Origin of the sequence: Pollutimonas bauzanensis (assembly GCF_900129885.1) — a bacterium.
GTDB classification, from domain to species: Bacteria; Pseudomonadota; Gammaproteobacteria; order Burkholderiales; family Burkholderiaceae_B; genus Pollutimonas; species Pollutimonas bauzanensis.
On the sequence record NZ_FQXE01000011.1, the window covers coordinates 90,593 to 107,314 of the forward strand.

Genomic DNA, 16,722 nt, shown 5'->3' on the forward strand with positions numbered 1-16,722 from the left:
GGGGGAGGAAAGCGTCAAAGCGGCGGCTACAGGCGCGCCAGGTCGAGCTGGCGGGCTGTCAACGTGTCGAGCCGCCATATCTGCTTGCGCAAGGCCTGGGCGGCGGCGCGGCCCAGCACCGGGCCCGCCAGCTCATCGAATTTGTCGTTCAGTTCGGCGTCCGACAGCGGGGACTCGGGGTCGCCCTTGCGGTAGGGCGAAAAATGCGCGTGGCTCTGGCCGTTCTTCAATATGATGTTGACGTTTGCGGCGCGCTGGCGGGGAAAGCCCGCCGTCAATGCCGGGTCTTCCTCGAGCGCGAGCCGGGACATCAGGGCGCGGATGCGCGGGTCGGCCAGCCTTTCGGGTTCGAAGGCATCGAGGCGCACCGAGCCATGGATCAAGGCATGCGCCAGCACATAGGGCAGGCTGAACTTGCCTTCGAAGGCGGTGCCCGGGTTGAAGTTGCCGGTCACGTCGATGGCCGTCTTGTACGTCGAGACTTCTATCCTGGCGATTTCCGCGGCCGCTATGCGATGTTCGCTTCGCAGCAACAGCGCGGCGTCGATCGCGGCGAAGGTGTGGCCGCAGCAGCCATGATTCTTCTGGGTGATCTGTGTGATGTTGTAGCGCTGGCCGAGTTCGTCGACAGCCACGGCCCAATCCGGCGATTGCGCCAGCGCCGCGCCAAAGCCGACTTCGCCTTCCAGGATGTCGGGCACGCCCGTGACGCCGTGAGCGGCCGCCTGCCCGGCGCGCACGCCGACGGCGGCCGCATGGCCGGCGTGCAGGGCCTTGGTCATGGCGTCCGAGCGGAATGCCTGCTGCAAGCCGGAGGCGAAGGTGGCCGCGGTGGTCAGCGCGTGCTGCATGGTTGCGGCGTCGCCAGGGGCCAGCAGGGCCGCGGCGGCCCCCGCGGCGCCCAGGCAGCCCACGGTGCCCGTCGTATGGAAATAGCGGTAGTGCGCCGGCTGCACCGCCGCGCCGACGCGGGTGGATATTTCATAGCCCACCACGACGGCATTCAGAAGCGCCAGGCCCGACAGGTCCCGGTCTTCGGCGACGGCCAGGGCGGCCGATATGGTCGGGCAGCCCGGGTGGTAGACCGCGTCGCGGAATATGTCGTCGAATTCGACGGCGTGCGAGGCGCTGCCGTTGATCCACGCCGCGGTGGCCGCAAAGGCGGTGGCGCCATTACCCGGCAGGCTGGAATTTCCGACGCCCAGCTCCGATCGGTGGGCTCGCATCAGTTGCAGGCAAGGCGCCACGCGGGTGCCTGGATACAGCGATCCGAACCAATCCAATACCGCCCGCTTGGCGTGGTGCATGACGGCGTCGGGCAGGCGCCGCCGGGCGTCTTGCGCGCCATAGGCCGAGAGTTGTTCGATCAGCATGAAGAAGGCTCCTATCGGGCTGGCGCCCGGAAAATCGCGGGCGCGGGGGGATAGGAACAATCTAAAGCAATACCGCTGGTCAGGATTGAAAAATGGGAAAGCGAGCTTTCATTAGTCCTTGAGGCCGCGTTCGGTCGGGCACAGAAACCGCAGCAGCTCGATGCTGGTCGCGCTGCTGTTGGCCAGGTCGTGGACGCAAATGAAAAAGTGGCGCTCGGCCCATTCATCCTGGAGCGCAAGCAGCACCAGGCCCATGCTCTCCAGGTAGTTGAGGGCTATCTTTTCGGGGACCAGCCCTATCCCCAGCCCTTCCCGTATCATATTGCAGCGTGTCTCGAAGTTGGACACCTGCAGTTTGACAGTCGGCGGGCGCGAGACGGCCGGACCCACATAGGCCAGGAATTTGTCCAGGGAATGCAGGGGAAAATACCCCAGCAGGTCATAGTCCAGCGCGTCCTCGAGAAAGAGCGCCGAGCGCTGCGCCAAGGGGTGGCCTATCGGAACCACCAGGCCCACCCTGTCGGTGGCGAAGGGGAAGGAGGTCACGCCCGGCGCGGGGTGGCGCGCGTGGTAGATGCCCACGTCGACGGCGCCTTCCGACACCATGCGGGGGATGTCGAAGCTGTGGGCTTCGATCAGGTCTATGCTGATATTGTCGCGGCCCGCCAGGAAGCGGCCTATTTTGCCCGGCAGGAACTGCAGCAGGGTCGACGGGTTGGCGGCCAGCCTCAGTTTTGCAAGGCCGTCCGTGGAATAGTTGTTCACCGCATTCTGCGCCAGCTGGACGCTCAGCAGAATGGCCTTGGCGCGCTGGTACAGCAGGGTGCCGGCCGGCGTCGGCTCGACGCCCCGTCCATGGCGCAGCAGCAGGGTGCGGCTCAGCTGGCGCTCCAGTTCGGTGATGCGCTTGCTTACCGCCGAGGTAACCAGGTTTTCCCGCTCGGCGGCCTTGGACAGGCTTTTTTCTTCCACTGCGGCAACGAATATCTCCAGCGCCGGGATGTCCATGCGTTTCATTATTTGCCGAGACCCTCATGTGGTGGGATGACACCGCCCATTGTACGGTGATCCGGGCCGCCGCAACCCCGCCGCCGGGCCAAGGCATGGGCCGGCGGCGGAATAGGAACGGGCGCATCAGACCGATGCGCCCGTTCCGGTTCAGCGTCTGGCCCGGGGCCAGCAAGTGTAGATACAGTGATTATGCTTGCGCAGTGTTCAGTCGAGCGACAGGCCTAGCCCGTCCACGATTTTCTTCCACTTTATGGTTTCGTCGCGCACATAGCTGGCGAATTGCTCGGGCGTGCCTCCCATGGGCTGCGCGCCTTCGCCGCTGAGCTTTTGCCGGATGGCGGGCTCGTTCAGGACAGTGTTGATGTCCTTGTTGATTTTCCGAACGATGGCGTCCGGCGTGTCCTTGGGAGCGAAATAGCCGAACCATGCCCCCAGTTCGAAGTCGGGATAGCCGCTTTCCTGCACGGTGGCCACGTCGGGCAGGCTGGGCGAGCGCTGTTTGGTGCTGACGGCGATCGGCACCAGGCTGCCCGCGCGGATATGGCCCATTACCGAAGGAATTGTCGCAAACATGAATTGGACGCGGTCGCCCAGCAGATCGACCAGGGCGTCGGCGCCCTTATAGGGAATGTGCGTGACTTCCACACCGGCCTGGGCGGCGAAGGTGGCGCAGGACAAATGGGCCGCCGTGCCAACGCCCGTGGATGCGCAGTTGTAGGTGTTCGGCCTGGCTTTCATGGCCGCCACGAGTTCCGGCAGCGTTTTTATGCCGCTGTTGGGGTGGACGACCAGCACGTTGGGCACATCGGCGACCAGCACGATGGGTTTCAAGTCTTTCTGGGGGTTGAACTTCATCTTTTTATACAGGGCGGGATTGACCGCGATGGGTCCGATGGAGTTCACCAGTATGGTATAGCCGTCGGGCGGCGCATTGATCGCAATCTGCGAGCCAATATTGCCGCTGGCGCCGGGCTTGTTTTCGACCACGACGCTCTGGCCCCATATCTTGGACAGGGAATTGCCGATTTCGCGGGCGAGAATGTCGGTGGTGCCGCCGGCGGAAAAGGCGACAATGGTGGTGACCGGCCGGGTCGGCCATTGCTCAGCCGCCTGCGCATGGGCGCCCGCGGCGCACACCGCCATTATGCCGGCAATGCTGGCGCTGGCGAGGCGGCTGCTTGCGCATGGGAAGTCCCGAAGAAAACGACGTATCACTGGCTGTCTCCTGATTGAATTATTGGTGTACCGTAGTAAGTCCTAGGGACATCGTAAACTCGCGGAAAAGCCCGTGGTATGAAAGATTGGAAACGCAGCGTTTCCGGGCGGCATCAAAGCGTCCAGACGTACGGAAGTCAGAACCCGTATAGCCGGGCTGGATTATCGACCAGCACGCGCTCGATCATCTCCGCTGGCATCCCGCCGAGCAACAGGCCGACCAGATCGGCGGCGGCCGGCTTGCAGGCCTCGGTGATATGCGGCCAGTCGCTGCCCCATAGCAAGCGCTGTGGCATGTCGCGCGCGAACGCCCGAGCCACGGCGCAGGCATCGGCATACGCTGGAGGTCCGGAATCCGTATTGAGATAGGCGCCCGAGAGCTTGACCCAAGCCCGGTCCTGATTGACCAGATGGCCAATGACCGCATAGGCTGGATGCGCAATACCCAGATGGGGCGGCAACCGTCCCATGTGGTCAAACACAATGGGGCAGGCCAGGCGTTCGATCAACGCGGCGTGCCGGGCGATCTGGCAGCCGGACATATGCAGCTGCACATGCCAGCCCAGACCTTGAATGCGTCTGGACAACGGTTCGATCATCTCGATCGAGGTGGTCGCATCGGCCGGGTTCCAGAGGCTGAAGCGCAGGCCGCGGATCCCGCCGGCATCGAGCTGGCGCAGTTGCGCATCGCTTATATCCGGATGCGCGACCGCGATGCCGCGGCCATGGCCATTCAATTGCGCAATCGCGTCAAGCGTGCAGCGATTGTCGGTGCCGTAGTGTTTGGGCTGAACGATCACCGCGCGGACGGTGCCAGTTTCATGCTGCAGCAGGCGGTAATCGCTGAGCGTCATGTTTGCAGGCAGCTTGACCGACGGATCGGCCGCGGGGAAACGACGGTCGATGATATGCAAATGCGCATCGCACGGCATACCTGATAGCGGCACGCGCAGGCCCGGACCCAGGCGGATCATGGCCATTGTGGCGCCGACGCACCCAGCGGCAGCGGCGGCAGAAAAGCCCCGGGAGGCGTTTCCGACATGCTTGCAACCGGCCCCAGATATCGGACCTGACCCGCAGGAGCCGTGATATTCCGCATCCATGAATCGACCAGTTGCGCCGGCAATTCAGCCTGCGCCGATGAGAACAGCAATTCGTCGATCAGCCCACGCCGGGCAATCCAATCGCCCACGGCAGCCAGCGACACCCGCACCATCCAGCTGCCGCCTTCTGTGGCGCGCCGCGCCAGGGCGACCATCGCGCCATAGGCCATGATATTGCCGCTGATATAGTCGATCGCGGCTACCGGCAACTGCCGGGGCTCGCCCTGAACCGCCGACTGCGCGGCCATGCCATTGACCGCCTGCACCACCGTGTCGAAACCCCGCCGTTCGCGCCATGGGCCTTCGTGCCCCCAGGCATTAAGCGTGATATACACCAAACCGGGGCGCAATCGCGCCAGATCTTCGGGGCCGAATCCCCGCGCGGCCAGCGCGCCGGGGCGATAGGCATGCACAAAGACGTCGCTGGCGCGCACCAGTTCCCGCAACTGCTCAGCCTGCGCCGCCTCGCGCAAATCGAGAAAGGTCGAAAGTTTGCCGATGCCCGTCTCGATATCGAGCGCGCCGGAGTCGGGCAGGTCAGGGCGCGATACTTTCATCACGTCCGCACCGTGTTCGGCCAGCACGCGCGCGCAGTAGGGGCCAGCGATTACTCGGGTCAAATCGAGGGCGCGCACGCCGGCCAGCGGCCGTTTCCCTGGAGGCAACGCCTGCGGCGCGGCGTCGCCGATGCGCACGATCTCGAGTACCGGCAAAGCCGCCACCACGCTCCCTTGCGGGTGCGCCGCCCATTGCGCGGCGCTGCGGACCATGCCGCAGCACCCGCCCTGGGCGAAGATGGCTTCTTCGAGCGCCGGGCCGTCCCAAGTGCCGACCGCCCGCGCTACATTGTCCGCGTCGTGCCTGGCGCCGAGCACCCGCAGGTTGCGCTCCCGCAAGTGCGGGAAGTTATTGTGCAGATATATCCAGCCGCCGTCCTTGAGCTGATAGTAGCGGGTAATCGTGTCGCGAGTCTGTGGATTGACACCGTTCACCTTCAGATATTTGTGTCCGCGCAAAGAGGCCGCCGCGGCTCGGGCATCGACGCCGACGCGTTGCGCGCGTCCGGTGCGCAACCGCCACAGTTCGGCCGAGGCCAGAGCGGCTGCGGCAATCGCAGCCGCACCAGCCGCGGCAATCCGGTATGGAGTGGGAAAGACCGGATCGCCGCCGGTCAGGTCGGCCTGCCTGGCGATCGCGGGCGGCATACCCGCCGCCGCGAGCAAGTCGTTCAATGCAGTCAACGCAGTAGTCATATCAATCCGATCGATCATTTGAAAAAAAGCGCACGCTCGCGGAAGCGCATGGCAGCCCGCCCGCGGGCGCCATCGCGCGCTAAATGACAGACTGCAGCCATTGAGGCGGCAGATGCAGCCATAGCTCATCGCCCACGCCAAAACTATCGGCCTGGGCCTGGACCACCAGTGTCATGCCATTGCAATCCAGATCGTAGTAAGTCAGATTGCCGAGGAACATCGTCTTGCGCACCACGCCGCGCAGAACGTTGACGTCCCATCCAGGCTCGCATTGCCGGCTGAGGGCGATGCGTTCGGGGCGGATGGCGTGCCGCAAGGAGGTCCCCGCATTTCCGATCCGCAGCAATACTCCATTTGGCAGCCGTCCAACGGTCTGCCCGGACTCATTCACCACATCCGAAAAGTCGATGATGTTGGTCGAACCCAGGAACTCGGAACCGAATATCGTCGTGGGATGGTCATAGACGTCCCGCGGCGCGCCCGCTTCGGCGATCTGCCCGCCATTCATCAGTATCAGGCGGTCGGCCAGGATCATGGCATCGGCCTGGTCATGTGTCACGTAGATGGCCGTCTTGCCCAGTTGCTTTAGCAGATCGCGCAATTCGACGCGCATGCGTTCGCGCAGCTTCAGATCCAGATTGCTTAAGGGTTCGTCCATCAACAGCAGGCTGGGGCCGGCCGCAAAGCTGCGAGCCAGCGCTACGCGCTGCTGCTGCCCGCCGCTCAATGTCGACGGATAGCGTTTGGCGGCATGCTGGAGGCCGACGATGCGCAGCGATTCATCGACCTGCTCCGAGATCTGCGCTGGCTTCATACGCTTGACGCGCAGGCCGTAGGCCACGTTCTCGTAGACGGTCATATGCGGCCAGATCGCATATGATTGGAACATCATCCCGATATTGCGCTGCTCGGGAGGAATCAGCGTCCCCTCTTCGATATCGCACATGACACGGTCCCCGACGACGATACGGCCCCCATCGGGCTGCTCCAGGCCGGCGATGCAACGCAGGGTGGTGGTCTTGCCGCAGCCGCTAGGCCCCAGCAGCGCGACCGTCTCGCCGACCGCGACCTCCAGGTTGATATCGCAGACGACTGTCTCCTGCCCGAAGGTCTTGCGAAGATTCTTAACGGTTACAAAACTCATAGTGGCCGGTCTCATCGAATTATGGTGTTGGGCGTGTTGTCCAATCGCTTCAGCAGCCATGTCATCAAGCCAAGCGCCAGAAACACGATGACCGCTTGCATCAGCATGAACGCGAAGCCCTGCATCGCCCCATACATCTGCATGGACTGCCAAGCCAGCACGGATAGCGTGACCGTATTGGGTGAATACAGGATAATGGTGGCGCTGACCTCGTTCAGGGTAAAGATAAACATGAGGACCCAGGCCGATGCCATGCCCGGCGCGATCAGCGGCAGCACGATCCTGCGCAGCCGCCCGCCCAGGCCTTGACCCAGCATCTGAGCGGCTTCTTCGAACTCAGGCGATATCGGCAGCAGGCTATTGCCGCAGGTACGCACGGCATGGCCCAGAAAGCGTGCCGTGTAGGCAATGAACAGGATCCACATGGTTCCGTAGATTCCCAGCGGGAAGCCGACATAGGTCCAGAGCATGCCTATGCCCAGCACGATGCCCGGCACGGCCGCGCCAGTCAGGCTCAAATAGTCAAGGCTGCCCTTGAAATTCGATTTGCCGCGAATCGCGGCATAAGCGATCAATGCGCCCAGCAGGGTGAGCAGGGTTGCGCTTCCCGTGCTTAGCAGCAAGCTGTTTACCAGCCCGGTCAAATTCGAGCCGCGGAAGGCTTCGCGATAGTTCGCAAGCGTGAAACTGGACCAGGTGATATCCGGCGTCATGTAGCTGAGCAAGGAACCGAGCAGCAGCGCCAGGACGGGGATGACGGCTGCGACCAGGAAGTAGATGACCAGCAGCGTGATGACGAAAGGCCGCATGCGCCCCAGCGACACGCGCCGCGGCGGCTTGGGTTTTCCCCCCACGGTGCGATAACGGTCCGCATAGCGGATCAGACGCCGGTACAGCATGACCGCCGCCAGGCTCAGCAGGAGGAATACCGCGCCCGCGGTTGCCGCCAGGTTGGGCTGGGTCGGCTCATAGCTGAGCCAGAGATAGATTTCCGAAGGAACCGTATTGAAATTCAGCGAGCGTCCGAGCAGAGTAGGCACCGCGAAATTCTCCGCCGCCAGGATCGCTACCATGATGCCGCTGGCCAGCAGCGCCGGCCAGAGTAAAGGCAGCGTTATCTTGCGGAAGGTCTTCCATCCACCGCCGCCCAGCGTCAAAGAGGCTTCCTCGAGCGAAGCGTCCATGGCCCGCAGTGGACCGATCAGGCTCAAGAACACATACGGGGACAGGTGCGAGGCCAGGATCCAGACCATCGCCTTGACCGAGTAGACGCTGAACAGGTCCCCGGCGCCGGTCCAGCTATTCCAGACCGCGTTGATGAAACCGACTCTCGGCGCCCCCAGCGCTATCCATGCCAGCGACAGCATCAATGGCGACAAGTAAAGCGGAATGGTCAGCAGATTAAGCCATACTCCGCCATTGGCGAGATCGGAGCGCACGAACAGCCAAGCCAAAACGAGCCCGATGGCCACGGCGACACACGCCGTGCTCACGCCGACCAGCAGCGAATTGAACATCAGCTTCCAGAAGTCGAGCCCGCCCAGCAGACTGGTATAGCTCGAGAGTGTGAAGCTGCCGCCCTCGGTCCCGGGGGCGACGCTCCATAGAGACCCCCCAATAAGCGCCAAGACCGGCAGAGCGATCAAAAAGAACGCCAGCGCGACCAGGGCCGCGAAGAGGACGCCGGAAGACGTCAATCGTGAACCCAGGCGGTTCGGGCGCCTGGGCCGGGCCAGCGCGGGATGAGTAGTTGAGCTTGACATGGATGCCGACGCCATCGGAGGTGATGTTGGGTCAGTCATTGAAGACGCGTTTAAACTCGGCCATGATGCCGCCGAGGTCCTTGGAAATCAGGCTCCAGTCGGCCTCGTACACCGTCTTTGGCAATTTGTAATACTGACTGCGTGTAATCGGCCGATTGTCCGTTACGTCGCTGCGCATCGGGCCCAGGCCGACCGTGTTCACATAGGCCGACTGGCCGGTCAGGGTAGTCGACCAAGCCATAAACAGCTTGGCGGCGTTCTGGTGCGGAGCGCCCTGGGAAATCGCGGCCGAGTAGGCCAGTGCCAGCGCGGGCTCGGGGAAGTTCCAGCCGATAGGCGCGCCGCGTCCGACCATGTCGTTGAGCACGCCGATATCGATCGGACCCAAGGGTGTATAGCTGTATTCGCCCGAGACCAGCCGCTCGCTCAATGTATTGATGCTGTCGAATATGACCGGTTCGAGGTTGGTCTTCAGATTCTCCATATAGGATGCTCCGACCGTCTCCTTCAGGTAGTAATAAACCAGCTGGGAGGTGCCGCCCGCCCGCACATGGGTCAGCGCCGTCCTGCCCTTGAAGGCGGGATTGGCAATATCCTTCCATGACCCTACGCTGCGCAGCCATTGCTCTTCTTCCGGCGTCACTTTCGTGGTATTCCAGGCCATGCCCATATGCAGCAGGCCGATGCCGTACCAGTAACCATCATGCCGGAAGGCTTTTGGCACCAGCTCTCCGCTCGGAGGCGTCCAGTTCAGGAGGAAGCCTTCTTTGGCGAACTGATCGAGCACGATCGCGCTCGAATTCATCACCACATCGGCCATGCCGCGCTTGGCCCGGGATTCGCTGGCGAACCGTTCGGCCAGCGCGCCGCCGGATGCCCGGTAAACCTGCACTTTGATGAAAGGAAAGGTCTTGTGGAAGGCATCGACCAGCGGCTGCGGACAGCTCGATACCAAGCAATACAGCATCAACTTTCCTTCCTTGGCAGCGGCGTCCAGGACCCCGTCCTCCAAGCCTGGAGCGTTCTGCTGCAGCCAGCTGCGCGCGGCGGCTATTTCCTTGGTATCGGCCGCTTTGACATCGGCCGTCTGGAACATGGCCAGGACGGCTCCGAGGCCGATGGCAATTATTTCTTTTTTCATTTTTTGTCTCCGTACTTTCCTTGGCATTATTGCCATAGGATCCCATGCGTTTGCATTCCGCATTGTTCAAATTGACCGGTCGCAAAAGCTTATTTGCCCTCCGCCGGCAATACGCCGCTACCATACTTCGCGGCCAGCCATTCGCGCTCGCCACCGGCATTGAGGATCTCCCAGACGAAATCCGGCATGGGTTGCGCGTGGATGATTTCCCCCGTCCGTTTGTTCTCGATGCGGCCAGTGTGGAAATCGACATCGATCGGATCCTCATCGCGCACCTTGGCGGTAATGCCAGGCACGAATGGCAGCATCAGCAAGCCGGCGCTGACCGACAGGCGAAAGAACGCGCGCGTTACCGATTCGCACACCAGGCCGACTCCGACGCCCTTCAGGGACAAAGGACCGGTGACATGCATCTGCCCTTTGCCGAAATTCTTGCCGGCAAACACCACGTCATTGGGTTGCGCCCGTTTGGGGAATTCCGGATTGAGCGTCGCCATGCATTCGGTGGCGAGGACCTTGGGGTCGTAGATAAACTGGCGCACCATCTCCAAGCTGGCGATACCTCCGTCATTGAGCACATCGTCGCCGAACACCCAAGCACGTCCGGATTTTGAATAGTATGGATTCGACATCGATAACCTCTTATGCAAGCAGTTCGCGCGGGTCGGTGACTACACCCCGGATCGCCGTGGCTGCCGCTGTGGCGGCGCTGGCCAGCAATACGGTCGCGTTCACGCTGCCCATGCGGCCATTCTCGTTGCGTGTGCTGGTTGCCACACAGACTTCGTCGCCGGCCAAGGGCGCGATCGTGCCGTAGCAAGGGCCGCATGCGCCCACGGCAATGTTCGCATTGGCCGCGGCCAGTATTCCGATCAGCCCTTCGGCCAGCGCCTGCCGGTGGATCTCCGCCGTCGCTGGGATCACCAGAAGATGGACGCTGGGATGCACCTTATGCCCCTTGAGCACTTGGGCCGCCGCGCGCAAATCTTCGAGCTTGCCGCCGATACAGGAACCAATGAAAACCTGATTTACCTTTTGCCCCTGCAGCTGGCTGACGGGCCTGATATTCATTGGATCGGGAGGCAGTGCGATTTGCGGCTCCAGATTGGAGATATCGAAGCGCATCTCTTCTTCGTACGGGGCATCGGCATCGCTATAGACAAACTCGGCGGTATGTCCGAAGCGAGCCAGATATTTTTCTATCAAGCCGTCCGGCGGGACAATGGCGCCTTTAACGCCAATGTCGACACAGACATTGCATAGCGTATGGCGCTCGTCCAGCCCGAACGCATCGATCGTGTCGCCATAGAATTCCAGCACCCGGTAATCGCCGCGCGCATCCGAAATCCCGGCGGCGACCCAGGTGGCGATATCGCGGCTCATAACGCCGGGACGCGGCTTGCCGGTAACAATGACTTTGATGGTCGAGGGCACGCGCAGCCAGGCCTTGCCGGTCACCAGCACGGTGAGTTGACCCTGCCCGAGCGCGATCGATAGCGCGCCGACGCAGCCGAGAGCGGGCGCCCGGGAATCGCTGGCGATTACGAGCTGGCCGGGCTTGACCAGCCCCTGGTCGACCGGCACGTTGTGGCTGATACCGTGGTTGCCCAGGTCGAAGAAATGGGCAATCTCTCCATTGCCCGCCATCTTGCGCATCCGCTCGCGGGCGCGCACTACGGCCTGATCATCGGAGTAAGGCCGGTGATCAATCGAGACAATCTGCTTTTCCGGCGAGGCCACGCCTTGGAGGCCCATCTTGTCCAGGGCATCCAGGTAACGCGGGAAATTGTGATCATGATTGATGACGACATCGGGCACAGCCCAAATGATCTCGCCCAGTGTGGCGCGGTCGCGGCCGGAAGCGCGGGCCAGGATTTTTTGCGCGATGGTCTGCCCCATGTTCAGCATTCCTTGCCATCGGCGTAGCTGTCGCTCAACTCGCCGTAGGCTCTGGCGCCAACGAGCTCGTGCAGATCTGTCATCGGGATCATATTGTTGGCATCGTGATCGATGCCGCCGTTGCGCTGCAATTCGTTCAGGCGATCCCGCTTGGCCACGATGCCGGTGCGCAGCAGCGTCAACGAATACATCACGATCTGGATGCCGATTTCCCGCAGGGTTTCGATCGGGATATCAGTACGGCTGCCTATCGTCAGCATCATCGGGCCCGGTATGATGCTGCGCGCGCGGCGCAGTTCCTCGACTGTGCGCAAGCCATGCACCATGATCACGTCGGCGCCGGCATCTTTGTAGATCAAGGCGCGCCGCAGCGCGTCGTCAAAGCCCTCTTTGCTGTTAAAGGCATCCGTGCGCCCGATGATCACCGTATCGGGATTGCGCCGCGCATCCTGCGCGGCCCGCAGCCGGGCGCTCATCTCCCGGGTGCTGACCAGCTCGACCCCCGGCAGTCCGCCACAGCGCTTGGGAAAGCACTGGTCTTCGATATAGAAGCCCGCCGCGCCGGCCGTTTCCAGTTCGCCTACGGTGCGCCTCACATTTAGCGGATTGCCATAGCCATTGTCAGCGTCGGCAATAACCGGGATATTGACCGTCCGGCAGATTTGCGCAGCGCGATCGACAGTCTCGCTCATCGTAACCAAGCCAATATCGGGGTAGCCCAGCGATGCCGCGACTGCGTAGCCGGAGATCGCGACTGCGGGAAAACCTGCCTTTTGCACCAGCAAAGCATCCAGGGCGTCGCCGACACCGGGCACCATGAGGGTTTCGCCGCTGTTCAACATCTGCTTCAGTGTTTTTGTCATTGCCATTATAATTCTGTGGAGTAGAATTCAATTTTGTTAAGCAGAATATTATCCAATTCACGGACGCTCGTCAATGATTAATCCATCCACACATATTGAGTATCGAGGTATGAACCATGAGTACTGAAGGCGTCGCCGCGGTAGAACGCGCACTGTCCATACTCGATGTCTTCGACGACCAGCACAGCGCAATGTCGCTGCACGAGCTGGCGCAAAGGACCGGGCTCTACAAAAGCACCCTGCTTCGTCTTTGCGCCTCGCTGGAATTGAAAGGCTATATCCGCCGCAGCGACGACGGCATGTTTCGCCTGGGGCCAACGCTATGGCGTCTGGGCTCGCTCTATAGCCGTTCGTTCAACCTGGCTGATTACGTCTATCCGGTGCTCAACCGGCTAAGGGAAGAGACCGGCGAATGCGCATCTTTCTATGTGCGCGACAAAGACAGCCGAATCTGTCTGTTCCGCCGCCATTCCCTGCATACGATCCGCCACCACCTGGATGAAGGCGCCCGCCTGCCCATAGACCGGGGGAGCGGGGGCCGGGTGCTGCTGGCATTCTCGGGCGCCGAGGGCGAACCCTACGACCAGATCCGCAGAGAGGGCTATTACATCTCCCTGGGGGAGGTCGACGCGAATCTGAGCTCGGTGGCGGCGCCGATTCTCGACCATGACGGCCAGCCCATCGGCGCCCTGGCTATATCGGGCATTCGATCCCGCTTTACTGTGGAAAACGTCCAGAAGGTATTGCCCCTGTTGCTGGAAGAGGCCGCCAAGCTGACAAGGCAAGTGTCTTTCCCATCTGCAGACGCCACGGCGGGCAGACAGCCGCGATCCTCCGGGAAGGCTGCGGCGCGCTCCAAGTAGGCGGCATTCAGTCGCGTCCGGCGCAAGCCTGCCGTCGAGATCGCGGCGTGCTGCCGGCTGCGAATGTAATTGCCGTCCGGTCAGCGTGCCGACCGGACTTCCCGCGCCGGATTCAAGCGCGGTAGGAAGGATCCATGCGATCCAGTTTCCTCAGCAGGGCGGGCCATTCCATGAGGCCGTAGGGCCGGCGCGTTCCCGGCTGATAGTTGTTCCAGGTTTGTTCCAGGGTCGCCGCGTCGACCTTGGTCAGCGGCGTGTTGCACGCCATGGCGGCCAGCTGCGATCTGCACGCCAGCTCGAGGCGGTGCATCCAGTTGAAGGCCTCGCCCACCGATTTTCCCACCGTCAGCGCGCCGTGGTTGCGCAGGATCAAGGCTTCGCCAGTGCCCAGATCCTCGACCAGCGAAGCTTTTTCTTCGTCCTTGAGGACCACGCCGACATAATCGTGATAGCCGATCTTGAGAAAACGCATTGCCGTCTGGGTAATGGGCAACAGGCCGCATTCCAGCGCCGAGACGGCCATGGACGCCCAGCTGTGGGTGTGTATGACACAGGCGACTTCCGGCCGCGCCTCGTGGATTGCGCTATGAATGACGTAGCCAGCCTGGTTGATTCCGTAGTTCAATGGCCCGAAGTCGGGCGCGCTGAGGATTTTCCCTTGCAGATCCACCTTGATCAGGCTGGAGGCCGTGATCTCTTCGTACATCATGCCGTAGGGATTGATCAGAAAGGAATCATGTTCGCCCGGCACGCGCACCGAGATATGGTTGGCGATCATGTCCGCCATGCCGTATATTTCGACGAGCCGGTAACAGGCCGCCAGGTCGACTCGCGCCTGCCACTCTTCGTTGGAACACTTGGATCGCATCGAGTCGATGTTTAAAACACCCAGGTCGGCCATAAGAACCCCGCAAGTAAATTCGTTAATGATAATGGACGTGGAGCAGATATGGATAAGAAAAAATTGCTACGGATTCTGCTCTCGGAGCTTGCCGCGGACCGGCTGGCGGCGGACATACGGGGCATGCTGGGGCCCGACGAGGTGGAGGTGGTGCTGGCGCGGCCGGTGCCCGGCCGCGAGCCTGCGGACATTGACATCGCATATATTTCGCGCGATGTCACGGGCGTTTCCACCAAGCAAGTCCTGACCGAATCGCTGGAGGCCTTTTATGCTTCATTGCGGGCTTCGCCCCGTTTGCAATGGGTGCATACGCATTCGGCCGGCGCCGATCGTCCGATTTTTCCCGAGCTGGCGGCGCGCGGCGTGAGGGTCACGACGTCGTCGGGCGCCAATGCCGGAGTGGTCGCGCAGACCGCATTGGCGGGCCTGCTGGCGCTGGCGCGCGAATTTCCGAAGCTGATGCGCGAGCAGCGCAAGCACGCGTGGACGCCATTGATGAGCGGCGCATTGCCGCGGGACTTGGCCGGCCAGAAAGCGGTCATCGTGGGGTGGGGCCCCATCGCCCGCCAAATCGGGGCTTCTTTACAGCTGCTGGGATTGGAAATCGCCGTGGCGCGCCACAGCGCCGAACCCGCCGGCGACAATATCCGGACCGTCGCCTACGGTGGCCTGCATGCGGTGCTGCCCGGCGCGGACTGGCTGATTCTGGCCTGCCCTTTGTCGGATTCGACGCGGCGGCTGATTGACCGCGGCGCATTCGAGTCCCTGCCCGGCGGAGCCAGGCTCATCAATGTCGCCAGGGGTGAAATCGTCGTCGAAAGCCACCTGATCGAGGCCTTGCAGGCCGGGCGGCTCGGCGGCGCGTATCTGGACGTTTTCGAGTACGAGCCTTTGAGCCCGGACTCGCCTTTGTGGGATATCGAGAATGTCATCGTGACTCCGCATTCCGCTGGGCATTCGGATGGCAATGCCCAGCGCGTCGACCGCATGTTCCTGGCCTATCTGAAAGACTGGAACGACGCGCGCGCCAAGGTGAGGCGTTGATCGGCGGGCTAGCCGAATTGCCGCGAGTTCGCATCGGTGCGAAACAGGATGGGCTTTTCCGTCTTCGGGCCGCCGGCCTGGCTTTGCGCGCGCGCCACGATGCTTTGCACGTCGCCGTGGTATGGCGACTTGTCGCATACGGGATCGGCGTTGGCGGCGTCGCCGGTCAAGGCCAGGGCCTGGCAGCGGCATCCGCCGAAATCCTTCTGCTTGTCGGGGCAGCTGCGGCAGGGCTCTTTCATCCATGCGTCGCCGCGGTACTTGTTGAAGGCGTCGCTGTCGTACCAGATGTGCTGCAGGCTGTGCTGCGTGACGTTGGGAAAGGCTATGCCCGGCAATGATTTCGCGGCGTGGCAGGGCAGGGCGGAGCCGTCGGGCGCCACGCCCAGGAACACCGACCCCCAGCCGTTCATGCAGGCCTTGGGGCGCTGCTCGAAATAATCGGGCACGACGAACAGCACGCGCATTTTGTGGCCCAGCCTGGCGCGATAATCGTTGACCACCGCTTCCGCGCGCAGCAGTTGTTCGCGGTCGGGCAGCAATTGCGCGCGGTTGGCCAGGCCCCAGCCGTAATACTGGGTATTGGCCAGTTCCAGGTACTCGACCCCCATCGCGTCGGCCATCTCGATGATGCGGCCGACGTGGTCGAGGTTGTAGCGATGCAGCACGACATTGAGCACCATGGGATAGTCGTACTGCTTGATCAGCCCGGCTACGCGCATTTTCAAGTCGAAGGTTTTGGTGCTCGACAGGAAATCGTTCATTTCCTTGGTGGAATCCTGGAAGGACAACTGGATGTGGTCCAGCCCCGCCTCTTTGAGCCTCGCAATGCGGGGCTCGGTCAATCCGATTCCGGAAGTGATCAGATTGGTGTAATAGCCCAGCCGGCAGCCTTCGGCGACCAATGCCTCCAGGTCGTCGCGCTGCAAGGGCTCGCCGCCGGAGAAGCCCAACTGCGCCGCGCCGAGCCGGCGGGCCTGCTGCATGACATCGACCCACTGCGCGGTGGTCAACTCATGCTGGTTTTCCGCATAGTTGAGCGGGTTGTAGCAGAACACGCAGTGCAAGGGGCATTTATAAGTCAGTTCCGCCAACAGCCAGAGTGGCGGGGCGATGGGCGGGGGTAGCGGATAGGCGTTCATGGTGGCG

The 16,722-nt window shown here is 62.3% G+C and carries 15 protein-coding genes; 2 read left to right on the forward strand and 13 right to left on the reverse strand.

Annotation, left to right across the window (positions count from 1 at the left end; genetic code table 11):
- Positions 1–26: 26 nt before the first annotated feature.
- The 11 genes from BUB23_RS18360 to BUB23_RS18410 form a co-directional block, all read right to left on the reverse strand.
- Positions 27–1,373 (reverse strand): MmgE/PrpD family protein, encoded by a 1,347-nt coding sequence (locus BUB23_RS18360; protein ID WP_073105871.1) that lies wholly within the window; start codon positions 1,371–1,373, stop codon positions 27–29.
- Between the two features lie 111 nt (positions 1,374–1,484).
- The gene (locus tag BUB23_RS18365) at positions 1,485–2,390 is read right to left on the reverse strand and encodes a LysR family transcriptional regulator (RefSeq protein WP_073105873.1); all 906 of its coding nucleotides are present in this window, start codon (positions 2,388–2,390) and stop codon (positions 1,485–1,487) included.
- Positions 2,391–2,588: 198 nt separating this feature from the next.
- Positions 2,589–3,599, reverse strand: a complete 1,011-nt coding sequence (locus BUB23_RS18370; RefSeq protein WP_245801319.1) for a Bug family tripartite tricarboxylate transporter substrate binding protein — start codon at positions 3,597–3,599, stop codon at positions 2,589–2,591.
- Between the two features lie 137 nt (positions 3,600–3,736).
- Positions 3,737–4,579: an amidohydrolase family protein gene (locus BUB23_RS18375; RefSeq protein ID WP_178372340.1), complete on the reverse strand. Its 843-nt coding sequence runs from the start codon at positions 4,577–4,579 to the stop codon at positions 3,737–3,739.
- Entirely contained in the window at positions 4,570–5,955 is a 1,386-nt protein-coding gene (locus BUB23_RS18380; RefSeq protein ID WP_073106106.1) for a CoA transferase, read from the reverse strand. Before BUB23_RS18380 ends, BUB23_RS18375 begins: the two co-directional genes overlap by 10 nt.
- Before the next feature lie 79 nt (positions 5,956–6,034).
- The gene (locus BUB23_RS18385) at positions 6,035–7,099 is read right to left on the reverse strand and encodes an ABC transporter ATP-binding protein (protein ID WP_073105875.1); all 1,065 of its coding nucleotides are present in this window, start codon (positions 7,097–7,099) and stop codon (positions 6,035–6,037) included.
- Between the two features lie 11 nt (positions 7,100–7,110).
- Positions 7,111–8,862, reverse strand: coding sequence for an ABC transporter permease (locus BUB23_RS18390; protein ID WP_178372341.1), 1,752 nt, complete (start codon positions 8,860–8,862; stop codon positions 7,111–7,113).
- A 31-nt stretch (positions 8,863–8,893) separates the two neighbouring features.
- On the reverse strand, positions 8,894–10,003 hold the full coding sequence (locus tag BUB23_RS18395) for an ABC transporter substrate-binding protein (protein ID WP_073105880.1): 1,110 nt from the start codon (positions 10,001–10,003) through the stop codon (positions 8,894–8,896).
- An 89-nt stretch (positions 10,004–10,092) separates the two neighbouring features.
- Positions 10,093–10,635 carry a 3-isopropylmalate dehydratase small subunit gene (locus BUB23_RS18400; protein WP_073105882.1) on the reverse strand — a complete coding sequence of 181 codons (543 nt, stop codon included), beginning with the start codon at positions 10,633–10,635 and terminating at the stop codon, positions 10,093–10,095.
- Between the two features lie 10 nt (positions 10,636–10,645).
- Complete coding sequence (locus tag BUB23_RS18405; RefSeq protein WP_073106109.1) at positions 10,646–11,902, reverse strand: aconitase/3-isopropylmalate dehydratase large subunit family protein; 1,257 nt, start codon at positions 11,900–11,902, stop codon at positions 10,646–10,648.
- A 2-nt stretch (positions 11,903–11,904) separates the two neighbouring features.
- Positions 11,905–12,765, reverse strand: coding sequence for an isocitrate lyase/PEP mutase family protein (locus BUB23_RS18410; protein ID WP_178372342.1), 861 nt, complete (start codon positions 12,763–12,765; stop codon positions 11,905–11,907).
- A 116-nt stretch (positions 12,766–12,881) separates the two neighbouring features.
- Here BUB23_RS18410 and BUB23_RS18415 point away from each other — a divergent pair, with 116 nt between their 5' ends.
- Entirely contained in the window at positions 12,882–13,628 is a 747-nt protein-coding gene (locus BUB23_RS18415; protein ID WP_073105886.1) for an IclR family transcriptional regulator, read from the forward strand.
- A 112-nt stretch (positions 13,629–13,740) separates the two neighbouring features.
- On the opposite strand, the gene BUB23_RS18420 is transcribed toward BUB23_RS18415, so the two are convergent.
- Positions 13,741–14,529 (reverse strand): class II aldolase/adducin family protein, encoded by a 789-nt coding sequence (locus BUB23_RS18420; RefSeq protein WP_073105888.1) that lies wholly within the window; start codon positions 14,527–14,529, stop codon positions 13,741–13,743.
- 48 nt (positions 14,530–14,577) lie between these two features.
- Between BUB23_RS18420 and BUB23_RS18425 the strand changes: the two genes are divergently transcribed.
- A complete protein-coding gene (locus tag BUB23_RS18425; RefSeq protein ID WP_073105890.1) occupies positions 14,578–15,573 on the forward strand; it encodes an NAD(P)-dependent oxidoreductase in 996 nt (331 codons plus the stop codon).
- Positions 15,574–15,581: 8 nt separating this feature from the next.
- Here BUB23_RS18425 and pqqE read toward each other — a convergent pair whose 3' ends face one another.
- Complete coding sequence (gene pqqE, locus BUB23_RS18430; protein ID WP_073105892.1) at positions 15,582–16,715, reverse strand: pyrroloquinoline quinone biosynthesis protein PqqE; 1,134 nt, start codon at positions 16,713–16,715, stop codon at positions 15,582–15,584.
- Between the last annotated feature and the right edge of the window lie 7 nt (positions 16,716–16,722).